General features: G+C 59.9%; 18 protein-coding genes and 1 pseudogene. 12 read left to right on the top strand and 7 right to left on the bottom strand.

The genetic code is table 11. The features are described from left to right. Positions 1–11: 11 nt before the first annotated feature. The 12 genes and pseudogenes from HFO99_RS12275 to HFO99_RS12220 all read left to right on the top strand — a co-directional run bounded on the left by HFO99_RS12275 (position 12) and on the right by HFO99_RS12220 (position 14200). Positions 12–1268, top strand: a complete 1257-nt coding sequence (locus tag HFO99_RS12275) for an ABC transporter permease (RefSeq protein WP_222361460.1) — start codon at positions 12–14, stop codon at positions 1266–1268. Then, complete coding sequence (locus HFO99_RS12270; RefSeq protein ID WP_222361458.1) at positions 1268–2089, top strand: ABC transporter permease; 822 nt, start codon at positions 1268–1270, stop codon at positions 2087–2089. Before HFO99_RS12275 ends, HFO99_RS12270 begins: the two co-directional genes overlap by 1 nt. A gap of 13 nt (positions 2090–2102) precedes the next feature. After that, positions 2103–2453: pseudogene (locus HFO99_RS12265) on the top strand (RidA family protein). A gap of 275 nt (positions 2454–2728) precedes the next feature. After that, positions 2729–3355, top strand: coding sequence for an SIS domain-containing protein (locus HFO99_RS12260; protein WP_024322586.1), 627 nt, complete (start codon positions 2729–2731; stop codon positions 3353–3355). 17 nt (positions 3356–3372) lie between these two features. After that, entirely contained in the window at positions 3373–4611 is a 1239-nt protein-coding gene (locus tag HFO99_RS12255) for a glycosyltransferase family 2 protein (RefSeq protein ID WP_222361456.1), read from the top strand. 19 nt (positions 4612–4630) lie between these two features. Beyond that, complete coding sequence (locus tag HFO99_RS12250; RefSeq protein ID WP_222361454.1) at positions 4631–6601, top strand: hypothetical protein; 1971 nt, start codon at positions 4631–4633, stop codon at positions 6599–6601. After that, complete coding sequence (locus HFO99_RS12245; RefSeq protein WP_222361452.1) at positions 6598–7557, top strand: lysylphosphatidylglycerol synthase transmembrane domain-containing protein; 960 nt, start codon at positions 6598–6600, stop codon at positions 7555–7557. The genes HFO99_RS12250 and HFO99_RS12245 overlap by 4 nt, the downstream gene beginning before the upstream one ends. Before the next feature lie 32 nt (positions 7558–7589). After that, entirely contained in the window at positions 7590–8531 is a 942-nt protein-coding gene (locus HFO99_RS12240) for an SDR family NAD(P)-dependent oxidoreductase (RefSeq protein ID WP_222334585.1), read from the top strand. Next, positions 8521–10470, top strand: a complete 1950-nt coding sequence (locus tag HFO99_RS12235) for an HAD-IIIA family hydrolase (protein WP_222361450.1) — start codon at positions 8521–8523, stop codon at positions 10468–10470. The genes HFO99_RS12240 and HFO99_RS12235 overlap by 11 nt, the downstream gene beginning before the upstream one ends. Continuing rightward, positions 10467–11447, top strand: a complete 981-nt coding sequence (locus HFO99_RS12230; RefSeq protein WP_222334583.1) for a GHMP kinase — start codon at positions 10467–10469, stop codon at positions 11445–11447. Before HFO99_RS12235 ends, HFO99_RS12230 begins: the two co-directional genes overlap by 4 nt. Before the next feature lie 9 nt (positions 11448–11456). Then, positions 11457–12674 (top strand): NAD-dependent epimerase/dehydratase family protein, encoded by a 1218-nt coding sequence (locus HFO99_RS12225; protein ID WP_222361448.1) that lies wholly within the window; start codon positions 11457–11459, stop codon positions 12672–12674. Continuing rightward, on the top strand, positions 12671–14200 hold the full coding sequence (locus HFO99_RS12220; RefSeq protein WP_222361446.1) for an FAD-dependent oxidoreductase: 1530 nt from the start codon (positions 12671–12673) through the stop codon (positions 14198–14200). Before HFO99_RS12225 ends, HFO99_RS12220 begins: the two co-directional genes overlap by 4 nt. Before the next feature lie 110 nt (positions 14201–14310). On the opposite strand, the gene HFO99_RS12215 is transcribed toward HFO99_RS12220, so the two are convergent. From HFO99_RS12215 to HFO99_RS12185, 7 genes are all read right to left on the bottom strand, one after another. Continuing rightward, positions 14311–15765 (bottom strand): NAD-dependent succinate-semialdehyde dehydrogenase, encoded by a 1455-nt coding sequence (locus HFO99_RS12215; protein WP_222334580.1) that lies wholly within the window; start codon positions 15763–15765, stop codon positions 14311–14313. A gap of 10 nt (positions 15766–15775) precedes the next feature. Continuing rightward, positions 15776–16855 carry an ABC transporter ATP-binding protein gene (locus HFO99_RS12210; RefSeq protein ID WP_130657557.1) on the bottom strand — a complete coding sequence of 360 codons (1080 nt, stop codon included), beginning with the start codon at positions 16853–16855 and terminating at the stop codon, positions 15776–15778. After that, positions 16852–17652, bottom strand: a complete 801-nt coding sequence (locus tag HFO99_RS12205) for an ABC transporter permease (protein WP_075225088.1) — start codon at positions 17650–17652, stop codon at positions 16852–16854. The genes HFO99_RS12210 and HFO99_RS12205 overlap by 4 nt, the downstream gene beginning before the upstream one ends. A gap of 1 nt (position 17653) precedes the next feature. After that, complete coding sequence (locus tag HFO99_RS12200) at positions 17654–18526, bottom strand: ABC transporter permease (protein WP_222334579.1); 873 nt, start codon at positions 18524–18526, stop codon at positions 17654–17656. Positions 18527–18635: 109 nt separating this feature from the next. Continuing rightward, on the bottom strand, positions 18636–19646 hold the full coding sequence (locus HFO99_RS12195; RefSeq protein ID WP_222309020.1) for a polyamine ABC transporter substrate-binding protein: 1011 nt from the start codon (positions 19644–19646) through the stop codon (positions 18636–18638). A gap of 48 nt (positions 19647–19694) precedes the next feature. Beyond that, positions 19695–20018, bottom strand: coding sequence for an NIPSNAP family protein (locus HFO99_RS12190; RefSeq protein WP_024323787.1), 324 nt, complete (start codon positions 20016–20018; stop codon positions 19695–19697). Between the two features lie 5 nt (positions 20019–20023). Further along, positions 20024–21487, bottom strand: coding sequence for an aldehyde dehydrogenase (locus tag HFO99_RS12185; RefSeq protein WP_222361444.1), 1464 nt, complete (start codon positions 21485–21487; stop codon positions 20024–20026).

Below are 21487 nucleotides of genomic sequence, written 5' to 3'. Positions count from 1 at the left end.
AGGCATGAGCGATGGTGATCGCGACAATGAATGATGGCGATGAGGCAAGGATTGCCGCTCGCACGCGGGTGAAAAGGCTCGGCAGTGCGAAAAGCAAGGCGCAGTTGAGGGCGCTGCTGCTGATCGCGCCTCTGTTGATCTTCCTGCTGCTCGTCTTCGTCCTGCCCATTGCCCTGTTATTGACACGCGCCGTCGACAACAGGGCGGCTTCCGCCGCCCTGCCCTACACGATGTCGGCTCTATCAGCCTGGGATGAGCAGTCTGCGCCCGACGAAACGCTGTTTGCTGCCTTTGCCACCGATCTGAAACAATCGCCGCGCGACCAGATTGCCGAAGTGGCCAAGCGTCTCAACTATTACGAGACCGGCATGCGCTCGATGCTGCTGAAAACCGCTCGTACGATCCGCAACGCGGAGCCGCCCTATAAGACTGCCTTCGTCGCCATCGATCCCAAATGGGAGACGCCGCACTACTGGACGCTCATCAAGAATGCGTCGCCGCCCTTCACCGATTATTACCTGCTCGCCTCGCTCGACCTGGAGCGCGGTGCTTCGGGCGCCATCGGCAGGGTCTCGGCGGAGAATGCGGTGCATGTCGATGTCCTGATCCGCACATTCGTCGTTAGCGCTTCAGTGACCGTGATCTGCCTGTTTCTCGGCTATCCCCTCGCCGCCCTGATCGCCCGATCGAAAGGGGCGGTCGCCAATACGCTGATGATCCTGGTGCTCCTGCCGTTCTGGACCTCGCTTCTGGTCCGCACCAGCGCCTGGGTCGTCTTGCTGCAGGGGCGCGGCGTGATCAACTCGGCGCTCGTTTGGTTGGGCCTGATCGACCCAGCGCATCCCCTCGACCTGATCTACAATCGCGTCGGCGTGCTGATCGCCATGACTCATATTCTCCTGCCCTTTATGGTGCTGCCGATCTACAGCGTCATGAAGAGCATACCTCCGGTCTATCTGCGTGCCGCCTCGTCGCTTGGCGCGCCGCCGATGTCGGCCTTCTTCCGCATATACCTGCCGATGAGCATGCCTGGTGTCAGCGCCGGCGGGCTGCTCGTCTTCATTCTGGCGCTTGGCTACTACATCACCCCGGCCCTGGTCGGCGGGCCGGGAGACCAGATGGTGAGCTATTTCATCGCTTATTACTCAAATCAGGTCACGAACTGGGGCATGGCGGCGGCTTTGAGCACGATCCTGCTGGTGGCGGTGTTGATCCTCTATGCCGTCTACAATCGCATTGTCGGCATCGACCGGCTGAGGATAGGTTGATGACGAACTTCCTTTCTTTCCCGCGGTTGTTTTCGATCCTCTTGTGCCTGGCTGGCGGCCTGGTGATCCTGTTCCTGATCGCACCGATCGTGGCGATCGTGCCACTCTCCTTCAATGCCGAGCCGTTCTTCACTTATCCCATGCCCGGCCTGTCGCTGCGGTGGTATCGCGAATTCTTCGATTCCAACGTCTGGCAGCTGGCGCTCAAGAACAGCATCATCGTCGCCGTCTTCGCCACGCTTCTGTCGACGTTTCTCGGCACGCTTGCTGCGATCGGCCTCAGCCGGCCCTCCTGCCCAGCGCGGGCAACGCTGACCGCAATTCTGATTTCGCCGATGATCGTGCCGGTCATTGTTTCTGCAGTCGGCATCTATTATGCCTTTGCCGCCGTTGGGCTGCTCAACAGCCTGACCGGGCTGGTGCTGGCGCATACGGCGATAGGCGCCCCTTTCGTGGTGATCACCGTGACCGCCACGCTCGCAAGCTTCGATCACAATCTGATGCGGGCGGCATCCAGTCTCGGCGCAGCCCCGGTCGAAGCGACGTTGCGCATCATGCTGCCAGTCATCGCCCCGGGGGTGGCGTCCGGCGCGCTCTTTGCCTTCGTGACATCATTCGACGAAGTGGTGATTGCACTCTTCATCGCCGGTTCCGAAGAACGCACGCTGCCGCGCCAGATGTGGAGCGGCGTGCGTGAAACGTTGAGCCCAACGATCGCCGCCGTCGCCACGCTCCTCATCCTGTTTTCGACGCTGTTCCTCGCCACGATCCAATGGCTGCAGCGACGCGCCGAACGCCAGAAGATTGCGCATAGGGACTAATTCGGGGTTGAGCATGCAGATCGAACGCTACGAAACCGGGAAAACGGATGAGCCAGGCCGTGACCTGTGGCGGCTTCGTCTTTCTCGCTGCCAGGTGGCAATCGACGCACCGGGCGCGTCCGTGCGCGGACAGAACATCCTGGCGCGGATCACGCGGCTTCTGGAAGGCGCGGGCAACAATCCGACACGGATCCTCAGTGCGACGATCTGGCTTGCCGATATCTCCAGCTTCGAAGACATGAATACCGTGTGGGACGCCTGGGTGCCCGCGGGCCATGCGCCGGCGCGCGCCACGGTCGAAGCAAGGCTCGCCGGACCGGAATTTACTGTCGAGATCGGCATGATCGCAGCGATCGGGACCTGACAGTTAAAAACCTTGCCGGAAGCGGCTGCGAACTCCTCTTTCACCCTACATGGCATCACCGGCGCGAGCGCTGAAAGCGCTTGTCGGTTGGCTATATCAATCAGCGTCCTGAGGGTCGGGCAGAGGCGGTGAATTCAACTGCCTGGCGTGACACCTTTAGTTGCAAAGCCGTGACACTCGGCGACAACCCTCAAAAGAGGGGGCGGGCAACTTGCCTTTGCCCCATTTAATCTTTAAGGACGCCCCAATTTCCAAGGCGTAGGGACTGAACGAGCATGTCACAGAACGACAACAGATCTTCGGGGCTTGGCGTAACAGCCGGCGACCTGGATCGCTACTTCACATTTCTCCGCCATGTTCTTGTGAATGCAACCGCTACGCGGGCAGCCGGTGAGAGCCTGGACTATGCAGCAGCGGTGACAGAGTCCATGCAACTGGCTCGCGCCACGCACGATGCGGGACGGAAGATCATGTTCATTGGCAACGGCGGCAGCGCTGCAATCGCCAGCCACATGGCGACGGACTATTCCAAAAACGGCGGGCTGCGCGCCATGGCGATGAACGACGGCGCGACGCTGACATGCCTCTCGAACGATCTCGGATATGAGAATGTGTTCTCGACGCAGATCGGCATGCATGCGAACGAAGGTGACCTGCTGGTGGCAATCAGCAGTTCGGGGAGATCGGAAAGCATTACCAAGGCCGTCCGCACGGCCCGGGAAAAAGGCTGCGCCATCATGACTTTGAGCGGCTTCGCGCCGGGCAATCCGCTGCGTGATCTGGGTGACCTGAACTTTTATGTGGCCTCCGATCAATATGGCTATGTGGAGATCGCGCATCTGGCGATTTGCCATGCCGTATTGGATTTCTCCTGCGGGCTTGTCCCGCCCACTCTTTCCTAACGAGCCGTTATACGCGCATGAATTTCCCCAGCATTCACGATCCGGAATTGACGCTCCTTATCCCCGACGATGATGTCACCGATCCTGAAGTGACCATCCTCGTCCCGTCTCTTAACGAGGAATTGACGATCGGAACCTTCGTCGACTGGTGCCGCGAGGGTATCGCGGCAAGCGGTGCGGCCGTGGAGATCCTCATCGTCGACAGTTCGACCGATCGCACACCCGAAATCGCGCGCGACAGGGGCGCCCGCGTGTTGCGGACACCGAAGCGCGGTTTGGGCAGGGCTTACATCGATGCTATCCCATTCGTCCGTGGCAAGTTCATCATCATGGGCGACGCGGACTGCACCTATGATTTTCGGCAGATTGCGCCGTTTATCGAGGCCTTCCGGAACGGCTCCGACTTCGTGATGGGCTCGCGGTTCAAGGGCTCGATCGAAGACAATGCGATGCCGGCCCTGCATCGCTATTTCGGGACGCCACTGACGACGTGGATTCTCAATCGGATGTTCGCCAGCCGCTTTTCCGACATCCATTGCGGCATGCGGGGCATCAGTGTCGATGCATTGCTGCGCATGGATCTTCGGTCGCAAGGATGGGAATATGCATCGGAAATGGTGCTGAAGTCCGTGCATATGGAGCTTCCGACCACCGAAGTGCCGATCCACTTCCTAAAAGATCCGGATGGACGGCTCAGCCACATGAAGCGGCGGGGTTGGATGGAGCCGTGGCGCGCTGGCTGGCGTAATCTTCAGGCGATGTTTGTCTACGGGTTTGATTTCTTTCTCATCTGGCCGGGCTTCCTGCTTCTGGCCCTCGGCTTGATCATCATGCTGCCGCTGCTTGCTGGACCTATGTCTATTGCCGGTGTGCGGTTCTCGTCCAACGCCATGCTTTTTGCCATGGCCCTGGCCGTGCTTGGTCAATCAATGCTGGTTTCGGCCGCGATCGGTCGGGTTATCTTCGACTATTCGGGACGCGTGCAGCCTCGTTTCGAGCGGCTTCTGCCTTATAACGCAACGATCTGGGGAACGGTCATGGCCGTACTTGCAGGCGTTTTGTTGGCGTTTCCGCTCTTCGATTCCTATGTCGGGAATGGGTACTTGCTGCCTGAGATTGGCGTCGAAACGAACTGGGCCGTCTTCGGGCTCTGGCTTATCACGACAGCGTTCCAGATCTTTATTTCAGGGCTCATGATCCGGGCGCTTGGGGTCATGCTGCCCGTCAAGAAGCCTGCGCCGCCTCTCGAGGGATAAGAGCCACGAAAGGGCGATAATGATCGTAGGCTGGTGCACGGTTCTCTCCATAATATTATGGGGCCTCGTGATGGACAGGGGCCTCGTTGCTTGGCTCAACCGACGTTGCGATCGGCCCTTTCGAGACGGCATCGACTTTTTGTTCAGCGGCATTTTGCCGGCTCTGGCGATATCAGGCGGTGCGGCTACCGTCGTTGGCGCAGTTCACGGATTACGATGGGAAATCGTTCTTCCTATCGTGGCTGTCTCGATGATCTGGCGGCGGCGCGATCTTGTCGCCGTTCTTTGCGACCTGGGTTCACTGTTTCGAAAAATCGCCGCTAATGCGAAAATCGGAAACCCGTTTCCGGTGCTTGCGGCACTCACATGCATCGTACTTTGCTATGTGTGGAGCGTTCTGGCCCAATTTCCGCCGGGCATTGCCGACGTGTGGGTGTTCCACGTCCCGCTCGCAAACAGTATCATCGAGCACGCCGGCTTTGTGTCGCCGCAGATCGACCATCCCTTCTACGGCAATATTCCACTCTTCTTCAATCTGCTGTTTGCGCTCGTCATGATGGTCAGCGGTCAATGGACCGGCGCGGCGACGATGAATATCGCAATTTTCTTCGGATTTCTGTTCCTGCTTTCAAGCTGCGCCAGTCGTTGGCGGGCATGCGGTTTTTTCCTGGTGGCCGCTCTGATCGTCAGCATCCCCTTCTTCAGGGGGAGTGTCGGCGAACCGATGACGGATCTGGCCCGGTCGTGTTTCTCAGTCGCAGCCGTGCTTTTTCTGTGGCGCTATTTGGAAACCCGGCGCCCGGCGGAGCTTTTTCATTGTGCGCTCGTCTTAGGGGGAGCGGTCGGAGGAAAATATACGGAACTGCAAGTGGTTGGCATCATAGGGCTGGCATTGATGCCGACGCTTCTCAAGGGAAGGGTATCATTGCCGCTCTTTCTGTCATGCCTCTGCGCATTTCTCGCCGTCGCGGGCTACTGGTATGCGAAAAACCTGATCGTTTTCGGCAATCCGATCTATCCCTTTCTATTCGGCCATCCAGGCCTCACCGACGCTTGGATGGCGGATTACACGCTCGAATTGGGCCGGGCTTTCGATCCCGCCAACCGACATTTCGTGACGAACCTCGCAACTCTGCAAGGTTGGCACGACTTCCTCTATATTCTTTACGAGTGGTTCCTCGCTCGCAAACCGAATAGCTTCGTCGCTCTTGCCTTGATATTGGCCGGTCTGGCAGTGGCTTTTCGGCGCATCGCATTTCTGGCAGCGATTGTCGCTGCCATGTTTGTGATATGGTACATCGTTATGTTCAATCACATACGGTGGGCGACGCCCGCCTATCTGCTTTTCTTTTCGACCGGGTTTATCGGCGCCTCCCTGGTTCGCGAACGGCTCGATAAATGGCTCGACCGGCGAGTCCTGCCGCAGATAGCTCCGCTTGCGAAAATTGTCTCGTCGCCAGCATGCATGGTCGCCAGCCCAGTGGTCATCAGCTTGCTGGCCGGGGGCCTGTGGTTTTCCCACTGGCATCAAGTGGGCGGCGGCGACATGGATCCCGTCAAGGCGAAAGAACTCGACGTCGTGCTTGGGATGATAAGCGTCGACAAATATATGGAAAGCCACCGCCAAGCTTATTTCATGTACCGCTATATCGCGGAGCACGACCTGCGAACCGTTTTTCAACCTTTCGATACTGCAAACACATTATTGTCCGCGGCTTACAATGGCGGCCGCGACGGCGGCTGGCAATTGCCGCGCTACGTGCTGCCTCTACCGGGGTCGGATATCGATGCTTTCATCAGGGACAATCATATAGGCTACTTCATCGTCCCCGCCGACGCCGGGAGCGCGTTCCTCGCCGAGCGCCTTGGAGAAGACAAAATGGTGATGGCCAACCGCGTCGTAGCGCACATGATGTCCCGCTCTTCGGTGATATTGACGGATCGGTTCGGCTGGAAGCTCTACCGTTTTGACGCGGATCGGACACCGTGACCACTGCGTCCTCCCCAGCGTTGCTTCGCATCGGCATACCGGTTCTGAAAGTGGCCGTCGCGCTTGGCCTCGTGATATGGATCGCGCGCAAGGTAGATTTTTCGGAAGGGTGGGCTGCGATCCAGACCCTGTCGGCGACGACCATTTCGGTCAGCATCCTTCTTCTGTTCTTGCAGGCCCTGCTTTCGGCGTGGCGGTGGTGCCTTCTATCGGACATGATAGGGCAAAGGCTGAAGATCTCAGGCGCCATGAAACTCTTCATGCAAAGCCTGTTTTACAATCAGGCTCTTCCAAGTCCCATTCCAGGCGATGCCGCTCGCATATTCGGTGCCGTCAAATATGGCCTGACGATCGGAGAAGCCACGCTGGGCGTCGTCATGGACCGCATCCTCACTCTTTTCGGACTGGCGGTCGTTGCGCTGATCGGATTGATCATCCTGCGCACTGTTTACGGGCACGACTTTCCCATCCCCTATCTGACGGAACTCACGGCGCTTGGCGTTGCGGGATCTATCGCATCAGCCCTGGTGTTCAGTTGGCGCCGCCACTTATTCGTCCGGTTCTTTCCGGCAAAGCTGCGCGCGTTGACCGACGCGTTGCGGGCTTTGATCACCCACCAAAGAATGGTCGGCGTCTTTCTATTGACCCTCGCCATTCACGGGTTGAGCGTCGTCTCGCTTGAGATCCTCGTTCTCGGCCTTGGCCTCCCGCTCGATTGGGGTCAGGCCGCAGCCGCTTTCCCGCCGGTGCTCTTGATCGCGATGGTTCCCATTTCCGTCGGAGGATGGGGACTCCGGGAGGGCGGTATGATCATTTCGCTTGCCGTGTTCGGCATAGGCACGACCGACGCGGCAACGCTATCGGTGGTTTTCGGCCTGCTGCAGCTTGTGGTCGGGTTAGTCGGTGGTGTATTCGTCCTTTCGCGTCCTCATTCGGGAAAGATCAAAGCGCTCTGATGAGCCTTAACAGATCATATGGAGCTGCCGACATGCATGCCTTGGTAACAGGAGGGGCCGGATTTATCGGCAGCCATCTCTGCGATCGCCTTCTGGAAAAGGGTTATCGGGTCACCGCGATCGACAATCTTCATCTTGGCCGCATGCGGAACATAGACCATCTGCTGGACCGATCAGATTTTCGCTTCCAGGAGCTGGATATGCTCGATCGGGAAGGCATGGATCAGCTCATTGCGGCGGACCGCCCCGACGCTGTTTTTCATCTCGCCGCCAATTCCGATATCGCCGCAGGCAATGCCAATGCGGAACTGGACCTGCAACTCAATCAGCTGACGACCACGACGCTGCTTGCCATCATGCGCAAGCATGGAATTGACAGGCTTTTCTTCGCCAGCACTTCCGCCGTGTTCGGCGAAGCCGAAGGCAATATTCATGAAAATCATGGTCCTTTGCGGCCGATCTCATTCTATGGCGCCAGCAAGCTTGCCGCCGAAGCCTATCTGTCCGTCTATGCGCTGTCATTCGGCATCAAGACACTCGTGCTGCGTTTTCCGAATGTCGTTGGGGAGCGCTCGACGCATGGAGCGATCTACGACTTCATCAACAGGTTGAAGGCTGATCCGACGAGACTCCAGGTGCTCGGCAACGGAATGCAGACAAAGCCATATCTCTATGTCGGCGACCTGGTGGATGCGATTCTCCTCGCATGGGACAAGGCACCCGGCGCCTATGAAGTATTTCATGCCAGCGGCATCGGTGAAACGTCCGTTCGGGATATCGCCGAGATCGTGGTCTCGAAGGTGGCAGCCGGAGCCGCTATCGAATATGGCAACGAGGATCGCGGCTGGCTGGGCGATGTGCCGCGCTTCAGCTACGATATAAGCCGGCTCGTAACGCTAGGCTGGTCCCCGAAGCGAAAATCGACAGAGGCCGTTGAACTTGCCGTCGAACGGATCCTGGCGAATGGGTTCTGAAGGCACGATCCGCCAGGCGATCATTATTGCCGGTGGCCTTGGAACGCGTGCTCGCAGCATGACAGGCGATGCCATTCCGAAGGCTCTTTTGCCGCTCGGCGGTGTCCCGATCATTCTCAGGCAGATTCGTGTGCTGGCCCGCGAAGGTGTTCAACATGTGCGCGTGCTTGGTGGTCACCTTGGCAGCCAGCTGGAGCCTGCTCTTGATCCGGAAGCTGAAAAACTCGGCATCAAGATCGAGGTCTTCGTCGAGACGTCTCCGCTCGGCACGGCAGGCTGCTTGACGACTTTGGATTCGACAGCCGGCGACGTACTGATCGTCTACGGCGACATGCTTTTTGACATCGATCTGGCGGCACTGGCGCGTCATCGTCATCAATTTCCAGCCGCTCTGACCATCATCGCTCATCCCAACGATCATCCCCGCACATCCGATCTCGTCGTCCAGAAGAGCGGTTATCTCCAACGCCTGTTGCCCCGCAAAACGCCCCGGGATGCGGATTGGCGCAATCTGGTGCCGGCCGGTTTGTACGTAGCCTCAGACCAGTTTTTTGAGGCGCTGGTGCCGGGCCATACGGCCGACATGATTCACGACGTTATTCCCGATCTCCTCGAGCGTTCCATTCCGATCGCGATTTACGACACGCCGGAATACATCAGGGATACCGGCTCGCCGAACCGCCATGCTGCCGCGGAGGAGGACCTTCGGCAGGACCGCGTTCATGCGGTCCATCTCTCAGTCAGAAGACCCGCGGTATTTTTCGATTGCGATGGCGTGCTCAACGAAGATGTCGGCGGCCACGGCATTATACATCCCGACCAGGTGAAGCTGATCGGCCGAGCCGGCAAAGCGGTGCGGCTCGCCCGCGAGGCCGGCTTCCTGACGGTTGCCGTCACCAACAGGCCGCAGGTCGCCAAAGGCCTGCTCGACGAATCCGGCCTGGATCATGTTCTTGGTCGCCTGGAGGCCGAGCTTGCCGAAGATGGCGGCGTCCTGGACCGTATCTATTTTTGTCCGCACCATCCGGACAAAGGATTTCCAAATGAGATCCCGGAACTCAAGATCAATTGTGCATGCCGCAAACCAGGCGACCTGATGATCCGCCAGGCAATGACGGAGTTGCCGGTCGAAAAATCGAAATCCGTCATCATCGGAGACAGCCTGCGCGACATAGGTGCGGCCCGCAAGGCAGGCATCTGGGCCTATGGGGTCCGAACGGGTTACGGCCTGCGGGATGAAAAGAGCTATCCTGCTGAGGAAACAGATATTCCCCGTGCCGATCTTGTCTTCGACACGGTCTATGACGCCGTTCGTTTTCAATGCGGTTATCAAGATATCGGGCAAGGGCTGTCCGGAGCCATTCATCAACGTCTTCCACGTAAAGCAGGTCCACTGCTCGTCAGTATCTGCGGCCGTTCCCGCTCCGGGAAAAGCACGTTTGCGCATGCGGTCGAGCGTATGCTCTCGGAATCAGGACGCCGGGTGCTAAGGCTGGAGCTCGATCGCTGGATACTGCCGCTCGAGTATCGCCGTCCTGATATGGCTGCGGAAGAACGCAACAGGGTCGAAGTCTATCCTGAGATCGTCAGCACGCTGCGCCGATCCGGACAGGTCGAGGCGCCCGGTTACGAAGCGGCAAGCCGTGGTCAGCGCAAGGGTACGACCACCTATGATGCGCGTGACGCCGAGGTCATTCTGCTGGACGGCATCTTTGCCGGACACAGGTCGATCCGCGAAGATGTCGATATGGCGGTGTTTGTCGAAGCGTCACAACAGACCTTGCTCAGCCGCTTTCACAATTTTTACGCCTGGAAAGGCCTCACGGCAGCAGCGACCGACAGGCTCTGGGCATCGCGAATTCAGGACGAGTGGCCGAAGATCGATCTGCAGCGGGCATCGGCCGATATCGTCATCAATCTTGAGGAGGCAATCCTTTGATCGTTTCATCCGCACCTTTTCGGGTCAGCTTCGCCGGAGGCGGCTCTGATATAGCGTCCTACTACCGCCGTCAGGCGGGCGCGGTATTGTCCTGCGCGATCGCCAAGTACAGCTTCGTTATCGTGCATAGCTATTTCAACGAAAAGAAGTATCATCTCAAATATACACGCACAGAGCTCGCCGACACGCTTGAGGAGATCGCGCATCCGCTGCTGCGCGAGGCCCTGCGGATGCATCAGCTCGAGCCTGGCATCGAAGTTGCTTCGGTCGCCGACATTCCTTCGGGAACCGGCTTGGGATCATCCAGTTCCTTTTCCGTGGCGCTGATCAATGCGCTCTACGCCCACAGGTCGCGCTTTGCCTCCAAGGATCAGCTGGCGGAAGAAGCCTGCAAGCTCGAAATCGACATCCTGAAGGAGCCGATCGGCAAACAGGATCAATATGCGGCCGCACATGGCGGATTGAACTTCATCGAATTCAATTCCAACGGCAGCGTGAACGTCCAGCCCGTCGTTCTCAGCTCCGAAAAGATGGCGGAACTCGAGAGCAACATCCTGTTGTTTTTCACAGGAAGCCAGCGCGATACGCGCTCGGTGCTGTCGACGCAGGTGCAAGCCATGGAGGCCGACGAGGAAAAATTCCGGACCGTCGAGCGCATGGTGCAGCTGAGTTACGAAATGCGTGACATCCTGATGGGTGGAGATCTCGGTGCGTTCGGCGAAGCCCTGCATCGCGGATGGATGATGAAACGATCGCTGACATCGAAGATTACCAACAGTGCGATCGACGAGTTTTATGAGGCAGCACGTGCTGCCGGCGCAATCGGTGGCAAGCTTGCGGGTGCAGGCGGAGGCGGCTTCCTCGTTCTCTATTGCCCTAGAGATCGTCAGGAAAAGGTGCGGCAAGCGCTGTCGCAGCTGAAGGAAATCGAGTTTCGTTTTGACTGGAGCGGCGCGCGCATCGCTTTTGCACAGTAGAGAGTGTGAATGGCACCACGTCTCATTATCACCGGATCGACCGGCTATATCGGTGCAAGACTTGTCGCGAGGGCGCGTGAGCGCGGCTTCGACGTGGTTGAACTGGGCCGGCGGCCCGGCGCGGCGTGGCGCATTGGCGATGAACCTGCAGCATCCGATCTGGAGGGAGCGGTTGGGCTCGTCCATCTCGCGCATTCCTGGGCTACTTCGCCGGAGGCGGCCGAAGAAGAAAACGTCAATATATCAGGCACCCTGAAGCTGGCGGAAGCGGCAAAGGCAGCCGGAGTGCCGCGCTTCGTTTTTGCCTCGTCCACCTCGTCCAGAAGAGAAGCGCTCAATGTCTACGGCCGGACCAAGTTCAGGATCGAAGAGCATTTGGCTGCCAGCAAGGCAGCACCGATCGTCAGAATTGCGCGAATAGGGCTCGTTTATGGCGGCCCGCGCACAGCGATGTACGGCCTGATGGCGAAATTGGCGGCGCTCAGTCCAATCCTGCCGATGATAGGGCTCAGCCGAAAAGTTCAGCCCATTCATCTCGACGAAGTCGCCGCAGGCCTGCTGGCGCTCGCGACCGGAGAGGACCAGCCGCTGCAGACCTTTGTGCTGGCGCAGGAAAAACCCATAAGCTTTGCGGCCTGGCTCAGAATTCTCCGCCGTACCCAGGGTAAGGGCAACCTCCATTTCATACCGGTTCCCCTGACCGCCGCACTCCTCGCCTGCCGCATGACGAAGATTCTCCCGTTGGTTCCCACGGTCGATCCGGAACGTGTCCTCGGGCTTGCAGGCGCCGCACCGATGGAGAGCAGCGAGAGCCTCAAGGTCCTGAAGTTGAACCTCTCTGACCCGGCGACCACGCTTGCCGGAGAATTCGGGCAGACAAACGAGGAGCAATCGCGACGTGAGGCACAGGCCCTGCTGCGATATCTGGGCATCGCGCCCTCCGAAATACCGCTGCAGCGACTCTGCGAAGGGCTGCGGCATGAGGGATTGTCGCCGCTCGGCCTTTCCCCGGCAATGGTCAGGCATCCTGGTTTGCTGGCCCTCTTTGAACCGCCGGCCAATCGAACACGGCATCGCCTCGCGCAGGCCCTTTATTTGGCCGACCTCGCGAGCGAACCGGAAAGGCGCCCGGGCAAAGAGCCCGGATTTTTCGGCGCGATACTGGCGATTTCCAGCGATGTCTTGCTCTTTCCGCTCCGCGCGCTTTTAGCGGGGAGATATCGATGAATGGGCCGGACGCCGACTTCATCATCATCGGCAGTGGACCTGCCGGTGTCTCCGCGGCGTTTCCCCTGATCGCGGCCGGACGCCGCGTTCTGATGCTCGACGGCGGGGATGATGCCGGATCGCAGGAGGAAAGCCGCAGCGTCCGCGTCCTCGGAAGCAATCTGGAATCGCTGCGAACGGACGACGGAAGTTCGCCGAAATTGCAGACCCCCGTTGCACGAGGAATTCTCGAACCTTTTCGAGACCAATCCGGCATAACCGGCAACGGCTTCTTCCCAGTCGGCAGCCTTGCCCGCGGCGGTCTCTCCAACATCTGGGGAGCGCAAATCAGCTATCTCGATGCCGAGGATATCGCGGCTTGGCCGATCGACATCGCCTCCTTGCAGAGATCCTACGAGCATGTCGCCAAGCGCATCGGCATCAGCAGGAATGCGGATTCTACGACAGGCGCTGACAGTGAGCCCGTCCTGCCACTTGGAGCGACAGCAGCCAATGTTCTCCATCGGCACCAGGCCGCAAAGCCGGCAGATGGATCGTTCCGGCTTTTTCCCGCCGTCAATGCCATACTTTCGCAGGCGAGGTCCGGGCGGGCGGCATGCGATCTGCGCGGCGACTGTCTCTATGGCTGCCCGACCGGCGCGATCTATAACAGCAGGCAGGATCTGCTTCTGTTGCGAAAGTCTCCACATTTTCGTTTGCTCGACAACATGCGGGCCGTCTCGTTGACACGCAGCTCGGGCTGGACGGTCAGAACGGCAGACGGATCGTCATTCTCCGCACCGAGGATCATTCTGGCCGCAGGAGTCCTTGGAACGGCCGCCCTGCTGTCGGACCTCCTGCCGATTGACGAGCAGGGACTGCGTCTTCTGAACAGTCCCACGCTGGCCATTCCCCTGCTCTCTCCCGCAAGAATGTTGCGTTCGCCGACGGCGACGCACAGCCTCGCGCAGCTCGGATTATCTCTGCGCTACGGCAGCGGCGCATCCGATTACGTGACGGGAGCGATCTATGAAGTTGGTACGCTGCCGGCGCAGAGCTTCATCAACAGGATGCCGCTCGGTCGAAAAGCCGGCCGCGCGGCGTTCGAGCTTATCGGGAGCAGTCTCCTCGTCGCGACGATCTATTATCCCGGCAATCAAAGCCGAAGCTACATCCGTCGGGACGAAACGGCAGGAAAGGGTCTGACCGTCCGCGGCGGCTTCGCGGAAGGTTTCGACATCCGCGCCGAGGCCTTGAAAAAGACGCTCCGCCGGGAATGGAAACGGCTGGGTCTCATTCAGCTCCCGGGCACGTCGCTGGCGGAACCCGGCATCGACGCCCATTTTGCCGGCACCTTGCCTATGGGCGCGTCCGGTCCGTTCGGTACCTCTTCAGACGGCGAATTGAATCTCCATTCCGGTCTCCACATCGTCGACGGTTCGATCCTTCCGGATCTGTCTTCGAAATACGTCACGATGACGATCATGGCCAATGCCGACCGCATCGCCCATCGCCTCGCCGAAACGGAAGCAAACTCGGCACTTTAGGGGTTTGAATTTCACCCCCGAGCTTTGAGGACTAACAGAACGCATCGGAAAAACCGTTTGCTGATGCGTTCTCGTCTTTCTTTGCGGCAAACCGCAAGCATCGACCAAGTTCAGGCAATGCCACCCAGGCATACATATTTAAGCTCGGTATATTCGTCCAATCCATGCCTCGACCCTTCGCGTCCGAGGCCCGACATCTTCACACCGCCGAACGGAGCCTCAGCCGTCGAGACGAGACCGGTATTGACGCCGACCATCCCATATTCGAGCGCTTCGGCGACGCGAAATACCCGCGACAGATCGCGGGCGTAAAAATACGAAGCAAGTCCGAACTCGGTGTCGTTTGCCTGTTCGATGACGTCCTCTTCGTCGCGGAAACGAAAAAGCGGTGCAAGCGGCCCGAAGGTTTCCTCGCGCGCGACCTGCATGCCGGCAGCAACATCGCGCAGGATCGTCGGCTCGAAGAAATGACCGCCAAGCGCATGGCGCTTGCCCCCTGAAACGATCCCGGCGCCCTTTGAAACGGCGTCGCGGATATGGCTTTCGACCTTGGCGACGGCATTGTCGTCGATCAGCGGGCCAAGCACGACGTCACGGTCGAGACCATTGCCGACCTTCAAGCCCGAAACCGCCGCGGCGAGCTTGGCGGCAAATGCCTCATAGACGCCGTCCTGGACATAAAGGCGATTGGCGCAGACGCAGGTCTGGCCGTTGTTGCGGAACTTGGCGATGAGCGCGCCTTCGACGGCAGCGTCGAGATCGGCATCGTCGAACACGATGAAGGGCGCATTGCCGCCGAGTTCGAGACCGAGCTTTTTGATCGTCGGCGCGCATTGCCGGTAAAGCAGCTCGCCCGTCCGGGTGGAGCCCGTGAATGTCAGGACCCGAACGTCACGGCTTGCCGTGAGCGCCCCGCCAATTGCCGCTGCGTCACCAGTGACGATGTTGAGAAGCCCCGGCGGCAGGCCGGCACGCTCACCGAGAACGGCGATCGCAATGGCGGAGAATGGCGTCTGCAGCGCCGGCTTGAGGACGACGGCACAGCCGGCGGCAAGCGCGGGGCCAATCTTGCGGGTGATCATGGCGTTCGGAAAGTTCCACGGCGTGATCGCCGCCACCACGCCTGCCGGCTGGCGCAGGACGAGGATCCTTTTGTCGGCCTGATGTCCCGGGATGGTCTCGCCGTTGATGCGTCTTGCCTCTTCGGCGAACCATTCGATGAAGCTCGCACCATAGGTGATCTCCCCCTTGGCCTCGGCGAGCGGCTTTCCCTGCTCCAGCGTCAGGATCATCGCCAGGTCGTCGCGGTTTTCGATCATCAGGCGGTGCCATGACTTCAGAACGGCGGCGCGCTCCCCGGCGGTCTTCTTCGCCCAAAGCTTCTGGGCAATCACGGCGGCGCGGATGGCGTCCTCCGTTTCCGCCGCACCGAGGTCAGGGACCACCCCCAGCGGCTCGCCTGTCGCTGGATTGCGGACCGTCGCCGCCTTGCCGCCTTCCGCTTCGATCCAGCGATCGGCGATGGGGCATGCCTGACGGAACAGCGAGGGATCATTGAGCTTCATATGACAACTTTCAACAGAATACGTGAGCAGCACCGGGATCGAAATTCAGATGGACTATATCGCCACGGCTGAGCCCCGCGATAGCCTCGTGACCGAACGGCAAGCGAACCGCCAGCGCCTCGCCTGTCGCCGTCTCGGTCGAGACGTGAATATTGTTGCCGAGAAAGGTAATGTCGCTGACAGTTGCGGCAAGACCCGCTCCCGCCGCTTGGGCGCGGGACAATCGAATGCGCTCAGGCCTCAGCATCAGGGCTGCCCTCGTCCCGGAGGTTCCTTTTCCATGCACCGGAATATGATTGAAGACGCTGCCGCCGCCAAGCGAAATGGTGGCCTGCCCATCGGAGGATGACAGTAGGTCGCATGAAATGAAGTCGCTGTCGCCGATGAATTCGGCAACGAAGCGGGTCCGCGGATTGGCGTAGAGTTCCGGCCCCGTGCCGATCTGATCGATGACACCCTTGGAAAAGACGGCGATGCGATCGGAGAGCCGCAACGCCTCCTCCTGGTCGTGGGTGACATAGAGGATCGTCACTTCGGTCTGCTGATGGATCCGGCGTATCTCATGCTGGATTTCCTCGCGCAGCTTCTTGTCGAGCGCCGACAACGGCTCGTCCATCAGAAGCACCGGCGGATCATAGGCAAGGGCTCTGGCAAGGGCGACGCGCTGCTGCTGGCCGCCGGACATTTGCGCAGGCTTGCGATCCTCGAAGCCTTCGAGCCGGACGAGGCGCAGCATCTCCTTCACCTTGCTGTCGACCTCGGCTTTGGACTTGCGCCTGACCTTCAGCGGGAATGCGATGTTTTCGCCCACCGTCAGATGCGGAAACAGGGTGTAGCGCTGGAACACCATGCCGATGTTGCGCTTGTGCGACGGCGTGTCGAGCAGGGTCTTGCCCTCCAGCGTGATGTCGCCTTTCGTCGGCGTTTCAAAACCGGCCAGGATGTAGAGGGTGGTGCTTTTTCCGGATCCGGACGGTCCGAGAAAGGTCAGGAACTCCCCACGCCGGACGTCGAGATTGACGTCGTGGACGGCGACGACAGGGCCGTATTCCTTGCGTATTCCGCGGATCTGAAGGAATGGTTCTTTCATTGTTTCAGTACCTTACGCACGACGGCAACCAGCGCCATCAAGATGATCGTCAAAAGGATAAGAAGGGTCGACGCCGCAGCGACAACCGGCGTCAGGTCCTGCCGGAGCGTCGCCCATACTTTTACCGGCAGCGTCTGCAGGGTCGGGCTGGACATGAAGATCGCCACCACCACCTCGTCCCAGGATGTCAGGAACGAGAAGACGGCCGCCGAAAACAGCCCATGGCTGATCGCCGGCAGGGTGACCCTGATCTTTGCTTCCAGAGGCGAGGCGCCGCACAGAACGGCCGCATCCTCGATCGACTTGTCGAAGCCCTCCAGCGCACTTGAGATGGACAGGATCGAGAAGGGCAGCGCAAGAACGAGGTGCGAAATGACAAAGCCTACCAACGTGCCGCCAAGACCAATCCTCAGAAAGAAGGCGTAGAGGGCGACCGCAAGAACCACGACGGGAAGGATCATCGGCGTCAGGAACAGCGCTTTCAGCGCATCGCGGAACAGGAACGAGCCGCGCACCAGCCCGAAGGAGGTCACGAGCCCGAGCAGCACTGACAGGATCGTCACGATGACCGCGATCTTGAAGCTCGTCCAGGCCGATTCCAGCCAGCGCGGATCGGCAAAGAGTTCGCTGTACCATTGAAGCGTCCAGCTGGGCGGCGGAAAGATCAGCCATTGCGAGGAGCCGAAGGAGAGCGCCGCGATAAAGACGATCGGCAGCAGCAGAAAGGCCGCGGTCAGAAGCGTGATCGCCAGCAGGATATATTTCCACCAGCCGAGCCGATCGAAGTTGAGCAACATGTCAACGCCCTCCCGGGTTCTGGTTGCCGAGGAAGCGCAGCTGCACGGCATAAAGCGACAGGGTCACCACGAGGAGCACCAGCGCCGCGGCACCTCCCATTCCCCAGTTGACCAGCGACTGCACGAATTGGGCGATCAGCTCCGCGAGCATCATGTTCGCAGTGCCGCCGAGAAGCGACGGCGTGACGAAATAACCAAGCGACATGACGAAGACCATGAGGGCACCGGCCGCCATGCCCGGCATGGCCAAGGGCAGCAGGACACGGGTCAGGCACTGCCACCGGTTGGCGCCGCAAAGTGCTGCCGCCTGCAGGGTCGACGGGTCGATCTTCCTGATCACGCCGTAGAGCGGCAGGATGATGAAGGGTAGCATGATATATGTCATGCCGATCGTCACCCCGGTCAGGTTGTTGACCAGTGCCAAAGGTTTGTCGATCAGCCCCATTCCGATCAGCATCTTGTTAATGAGCCCCGTCCGCTGCAGCAGCACCATCCAGGCATAGGTGCGGGCCAGCAGGTTGGTCCACATCGACAGGAGCAGGATCGCAAAGATTACCGAGGTCAGCCGCCCGGGCATGATTGCCAGTGCCCAGGCAACGGGAAATCCGATCAGCAGCGAAATCACCGTGACGAGACCCGAGACGATGAAGGTGTTGGCGAAAATCTTGAGATAGGTCGCGGACCCGATCAGCTGCGCATAGTTTCCAAAGCCCGGCACCGGTTCCAGCACGCTGCGCAGCAAGAGTACCGCCACCGGCGCGATGAAAAAGATCGTCACGAAGGCGAGCGCCGGAAGGACCCCGCCGAACCCTGTTGCCCTGCGCACCTTTGGCAGGGGCGCAATTGCGCCGGAGGCATCGCTATATGTCGACATGACAGTCCTTCCCACCCGTCAAATTCCGCAGGCGCCGAGGTCCAACAAACGGCACCGACGCTGCGGGGGGCACGGCGAACATCCGCCGTGCCCGTTCTCAAGTTTCAGGCTACTTCGCCTGCCAGGCGTACCACTTCTCGCCGATGGCATCGCGATTATCAGCCCAGTAGTTCATGTCGGCATTCACCTGGCTGGCCGTCTGCTGATCCGGCAGGGACTTGGCCGTCTCCGGATCCATCAGCTTGGCCGAGTCAACGTTGATTGGTGCATATCCGGTGGCTTTTGCAAGGGCGGCCTGCGGTTCGGCCGCGGTCGCCATTGCAATGAACTTCATCGCGGCTTCCGCGTTCGGCGAACCCTTCGGCACGACGAGCGAATCCGCAGCGGTAATGTTCTGTTCCCATGAGGTCTCGGTCTTGATACCGCTCGCCGCAAGCGCGGTCATGCGGCCGTTCCAGATGCTGCCGAAGGGAGCCTCGGCGGATGCCAGAAGCTGCTGCGACTGTGCGCCGCCCGACCACCAGACGATATCCGATTTGATCGTATCGAGCTTCTTGAAGGCGCGGTCGAGATCAAGCGGATAGAGCTTGTCGGCAGCCACGCCGTCGGCAAGCAGCGCCGCTTCGATCACGCCGGGAGCCGACCACTTGTAGAATGTGCGCTTTCCCGGAAACTTAGTCGTGTCGAACAGATCCGCCCAGGTCTTCGGGCAGGCGCTGACGGCATCGGCATTGCAGCCGATCACGAAGGAATAATAGAAACTGCCGACCGAATAGTCGGTCACGAAGCGCGGATCGAGCTTGGATTTGTCGATGACGGAGAAATCGAGTTTTTCCAGCTGGCCATTCTTGCCGGCCTGGGCGGCATAGTCGCCTTCGACGTCGACAACGTCCCAGGTGACCTGGCCAGCCTCGACCATCGCCTTGAGCTTGCCGTAATCCGTCGGCCCGTCCTGCACGACGGTAATGCCGGTCTTCTCGGTGAATGGGCTTGCCCATGCAGCCTTCTGCGCGTCCTGGGTCGTTCCTCCCCAGCTCGAGAAGACCATGTTGTCGGCGTGTGCCGGTCCGGACACAGCCACGAATGCGGCAACCGCCGCGAAAGCAAATATTGTTTTCATGTTCCCTTATCCTTGTTCTGGTTTGTCCTACGGGTATGCCTTATGCCGTCAGTGCGCCTCGCTCCTGGGAGAAAAGTTAGCTGGCTTCATAATCTTGTTTTCCGCTACTTCGATCAGATCGCGGATCTTGGGCAGGAAGGCCTGCCACCGGGGATCGGCCAGAAGCCTCTGGCGCCTCGCCTCCCGGTCGTCCAGGCTCGTAAAGGCCCAGATGTGAACGATCTCGTTGATCGTTCCGATCTCCGAGAAAAAATAGCCGACGAGCGTGCCGAGATGGCTCTTCTGGATCTCGATCCCCTCTTCCTCGACGACCTTGAGATATTGCGGGATGGTGCCGTTCTTCAGCCGATAGGTGCGGATTTCGTAAAACATCGGCGCTACCTCATCACGAAGGGATCGGGGATCGGATCGTCCGATGTCCTGAGCCAGATCGTCTTGGTGCGGGTATAGTCGAGCGCCGCGGCCATGCCGCCTTCCCTGCCATGGCCCGACAGGCCGAAACCGCCGAACGGCGCGATCGGTGATACCACGCGGTAGGTGTTGACCCAGACGATCCCGGCACGGAGCCCCTTCATCAGCCGGTGCGCCCGGGTGAGGTTCTGGGTGAAGACGCCGGAAGCCAGGCCATAACGGGTATCGTTGGCAAGCCGCAGCGCTTCGGCCTCCGTCTCGAACGACACGACGGACAAGACCGGCCCGAAGAACTCCTCGATCAGCGACGGCGAGGCGACATCGTCGCAGTCGAGAATCGTCGGCGGGAAATAATAGCCGTCGCCGTCGATCTTGCGTCCTCCCGTGACGAGGCGGGCGCCACTTTCGATCGACTTGGCGACGAGAGCGCCGATATTGTCCTGCTGGCGCTTGGTGGCAAGCGGGCCGACTTCGGTCGCCATATCGAGCGGCGCACCGATCCGGATCGCCTCCGCCTTCTCCCGCAGCAGGGCGACGAATTTATCCTTGACGTTGCGTTCGACGATCAGCCGTGACCCGGCAACACAGCTCTGCCCTGTCGCGGCGAAAATGCCCGCGACCTGGGCGTTGGCAGCGCTCTCGAGGTCTGCATCGGCAAAGACGATGAACGGCGACTTGCCGCCAAGTTCAAGCGAGGTGGAGGCGAGGTTTTCGGCCGAGTTGCGAAGGACGTGCCGGGCGGTTTCAGGACCGCCGGTAAAAGCGACATGCGCGACTTTCGGGTGCCGGCCGAGGGCAGCGCCGCAGGAGGCGCCGAAACCGGTGATGATGTTGACGACGCCGGCGGGAAAGCCTGCCTCGTGCACGAGCCGTGCAAATTCGAGAAGCGGCGCCGGCCCGTCTTCCGAGGCCTTGACCACCATCGTGCAGCCGGCCGCGAGCGCCGGGCCGATCTTCACCGCGGACAGGAAAAGCTGGCTGTTCCACGGCACGACCATCGCAACGACGCCGATCGGCTCGCGGCGAAGCCAGACATCCATGTCAGGCTTGTCGATCGGCAGGTAGGCGCCTTCGATCTTGTCGGCGATGCCGGCATAGTAGCGATAGTATTCGGCGACATAAGCGATCTGCGCCGATGTTTCGCGGATGATCTTGCCGGTGTCGCGCGTCTCCAGTTCAGCCAGCACCTGCGCGTTGGCAGCAACCAGGTCGGCCAGCTTGTAAAGCAGCTTGCCGCGTTGGGTGGCCGTCATTTTCGGCCAGGCGCCTTCGTAAAGTGCCCTGTCAGCCGCGTTGACAGCCCGATCGACATCGCCCTCGCGCGCTTCGGGCATCTCAGCCCAGACCGCGCCGGAGGCGGGATCAATGCTCGGATAGCTAGCCTCGCCATCTGAGAATTCGCCGTCGATATAGTGCTGGAAACGCCGCAT

Source organism: Rhizobium leguminosarum (assembly GCF_019798305.1).
Classification (GTDB): domain Bacteria; phylum Pseudomonadota; class Alphaproteobacteria; order Rhizobiales; family Rhizobiaceae; genus Rhizobium; species Rhizobium leguminosarum_U.
Note: the sequence above shows the minus strand (reverse complement) of the source record. Positions and strands in the feature narration are given on the sequence as shown.

Coding starts and splice junctions, on each gene's coding strand:
- HFO99_RS12270 (WP_222361458.1), top strand. CDS start 1,268: ATGACGAACTTCCTTTCTTTCCCGCGGTTGTTTTCGATCCTCTTGTGC.
- HFO99_RS12275 (WP_222361460.1), top strand. CDS start 12: ATGGTGATCGCGACAATGAATGATGGCGATGAGGCAAGGATTGCCGCT.
- HFO99_RS12235 (WP_222361450.1), top strand. CDS start 8,521: ATGGGTTCTGAAGGCACGATCCGCCAGGCGATCATTATTGCCGGTGGC.
- HFO99_RS12220 (WP_222361446.1), top strand. CDS start 12,671: ATGAATGGGCCGGACGCCGACTTCATCATCATCGGCAGTGGACCTGCC.
- HFO99_RS12190 (WP_024323787.1), bottom strand. CDS start 20,018: ATGTTTTACGAAATCCGCACCTATCGGCTGAAGAACGGCACCATCCCG.
- HFO99_RS12255 (WP_222361456.1), top strand. CDS start 3,373: ATGAATTTCCCCAGCATTCACGATCCGGAATTGACGCTCCTTATCCCC.
- HFO99_RS12205 (WP_075225088.1), bottom strand. CDS start 17,652: ATGTTGCTCAACTTCGATCGGCTCGGCTGGTGGAAATATATCCTGCTG.
- HFO99_RS12195 (WP_222309020.1), bottom strand. CDS start 19,646: ATGAAAACAATATTTGCTTTCGCGGCGGTTGCCGCATTCGTGGCTGTG.
- HFO99_RS12200 (WP_222334579.1), bottom strand. CDS start 18,526: ATGTCGACATATAGCGATGCCTCCGGCGCAATTGCGCCCCTGCCAAAG.
- HFO99_RS12260 (WP_024322586.1), top strand. CDS start 2,729: ATGTCACAGAACGACAACAGATCTTCGGGGCTTGGCGTAACAGCCGGC.
- HFO99_RS12240 (WP_222334585.1), top strand. CDS start 7,590: ATGCATGCCTTGGTAACAGGAGGGGCCGGATTTATCGGCAGCCATCTC.
- HFO99_RS12225 (WP_222361448.1), top strand. CDS start 11,457: ATGGCACCACGTCTCATTATCACCGGATCGACCGGCTATATCGGTGCA.
- HFO99_RS12250 (WP_222361454.1), top strand. CDS start 4,631: ATGATCGTAGGCTGGTGCACGGTTCTCTCCATAATATTATGGGGCCTC.
- HFO99_RS12215 (WP_222334580.1), bottom strand. CDS start 15,765: ATGAAGCTCAATGATCCCTCGCTGTTCCGTCAGGCATGCCCCATCGCC.
- HFO99_RS12210 (WP_130657557.1), bottom strand. CDS start 16,855: ATGAAAGAACCATTCCTTCAGATCCGCGGAATACGCAAGGAATACGGC.
- HFO99_RS12185 (WP_222361444.1), bottom strand. CDS start 21,487: ATGCGGCGTTTCCAGCACTATATCGACGGCGAATTCTCAGATGGCGAG.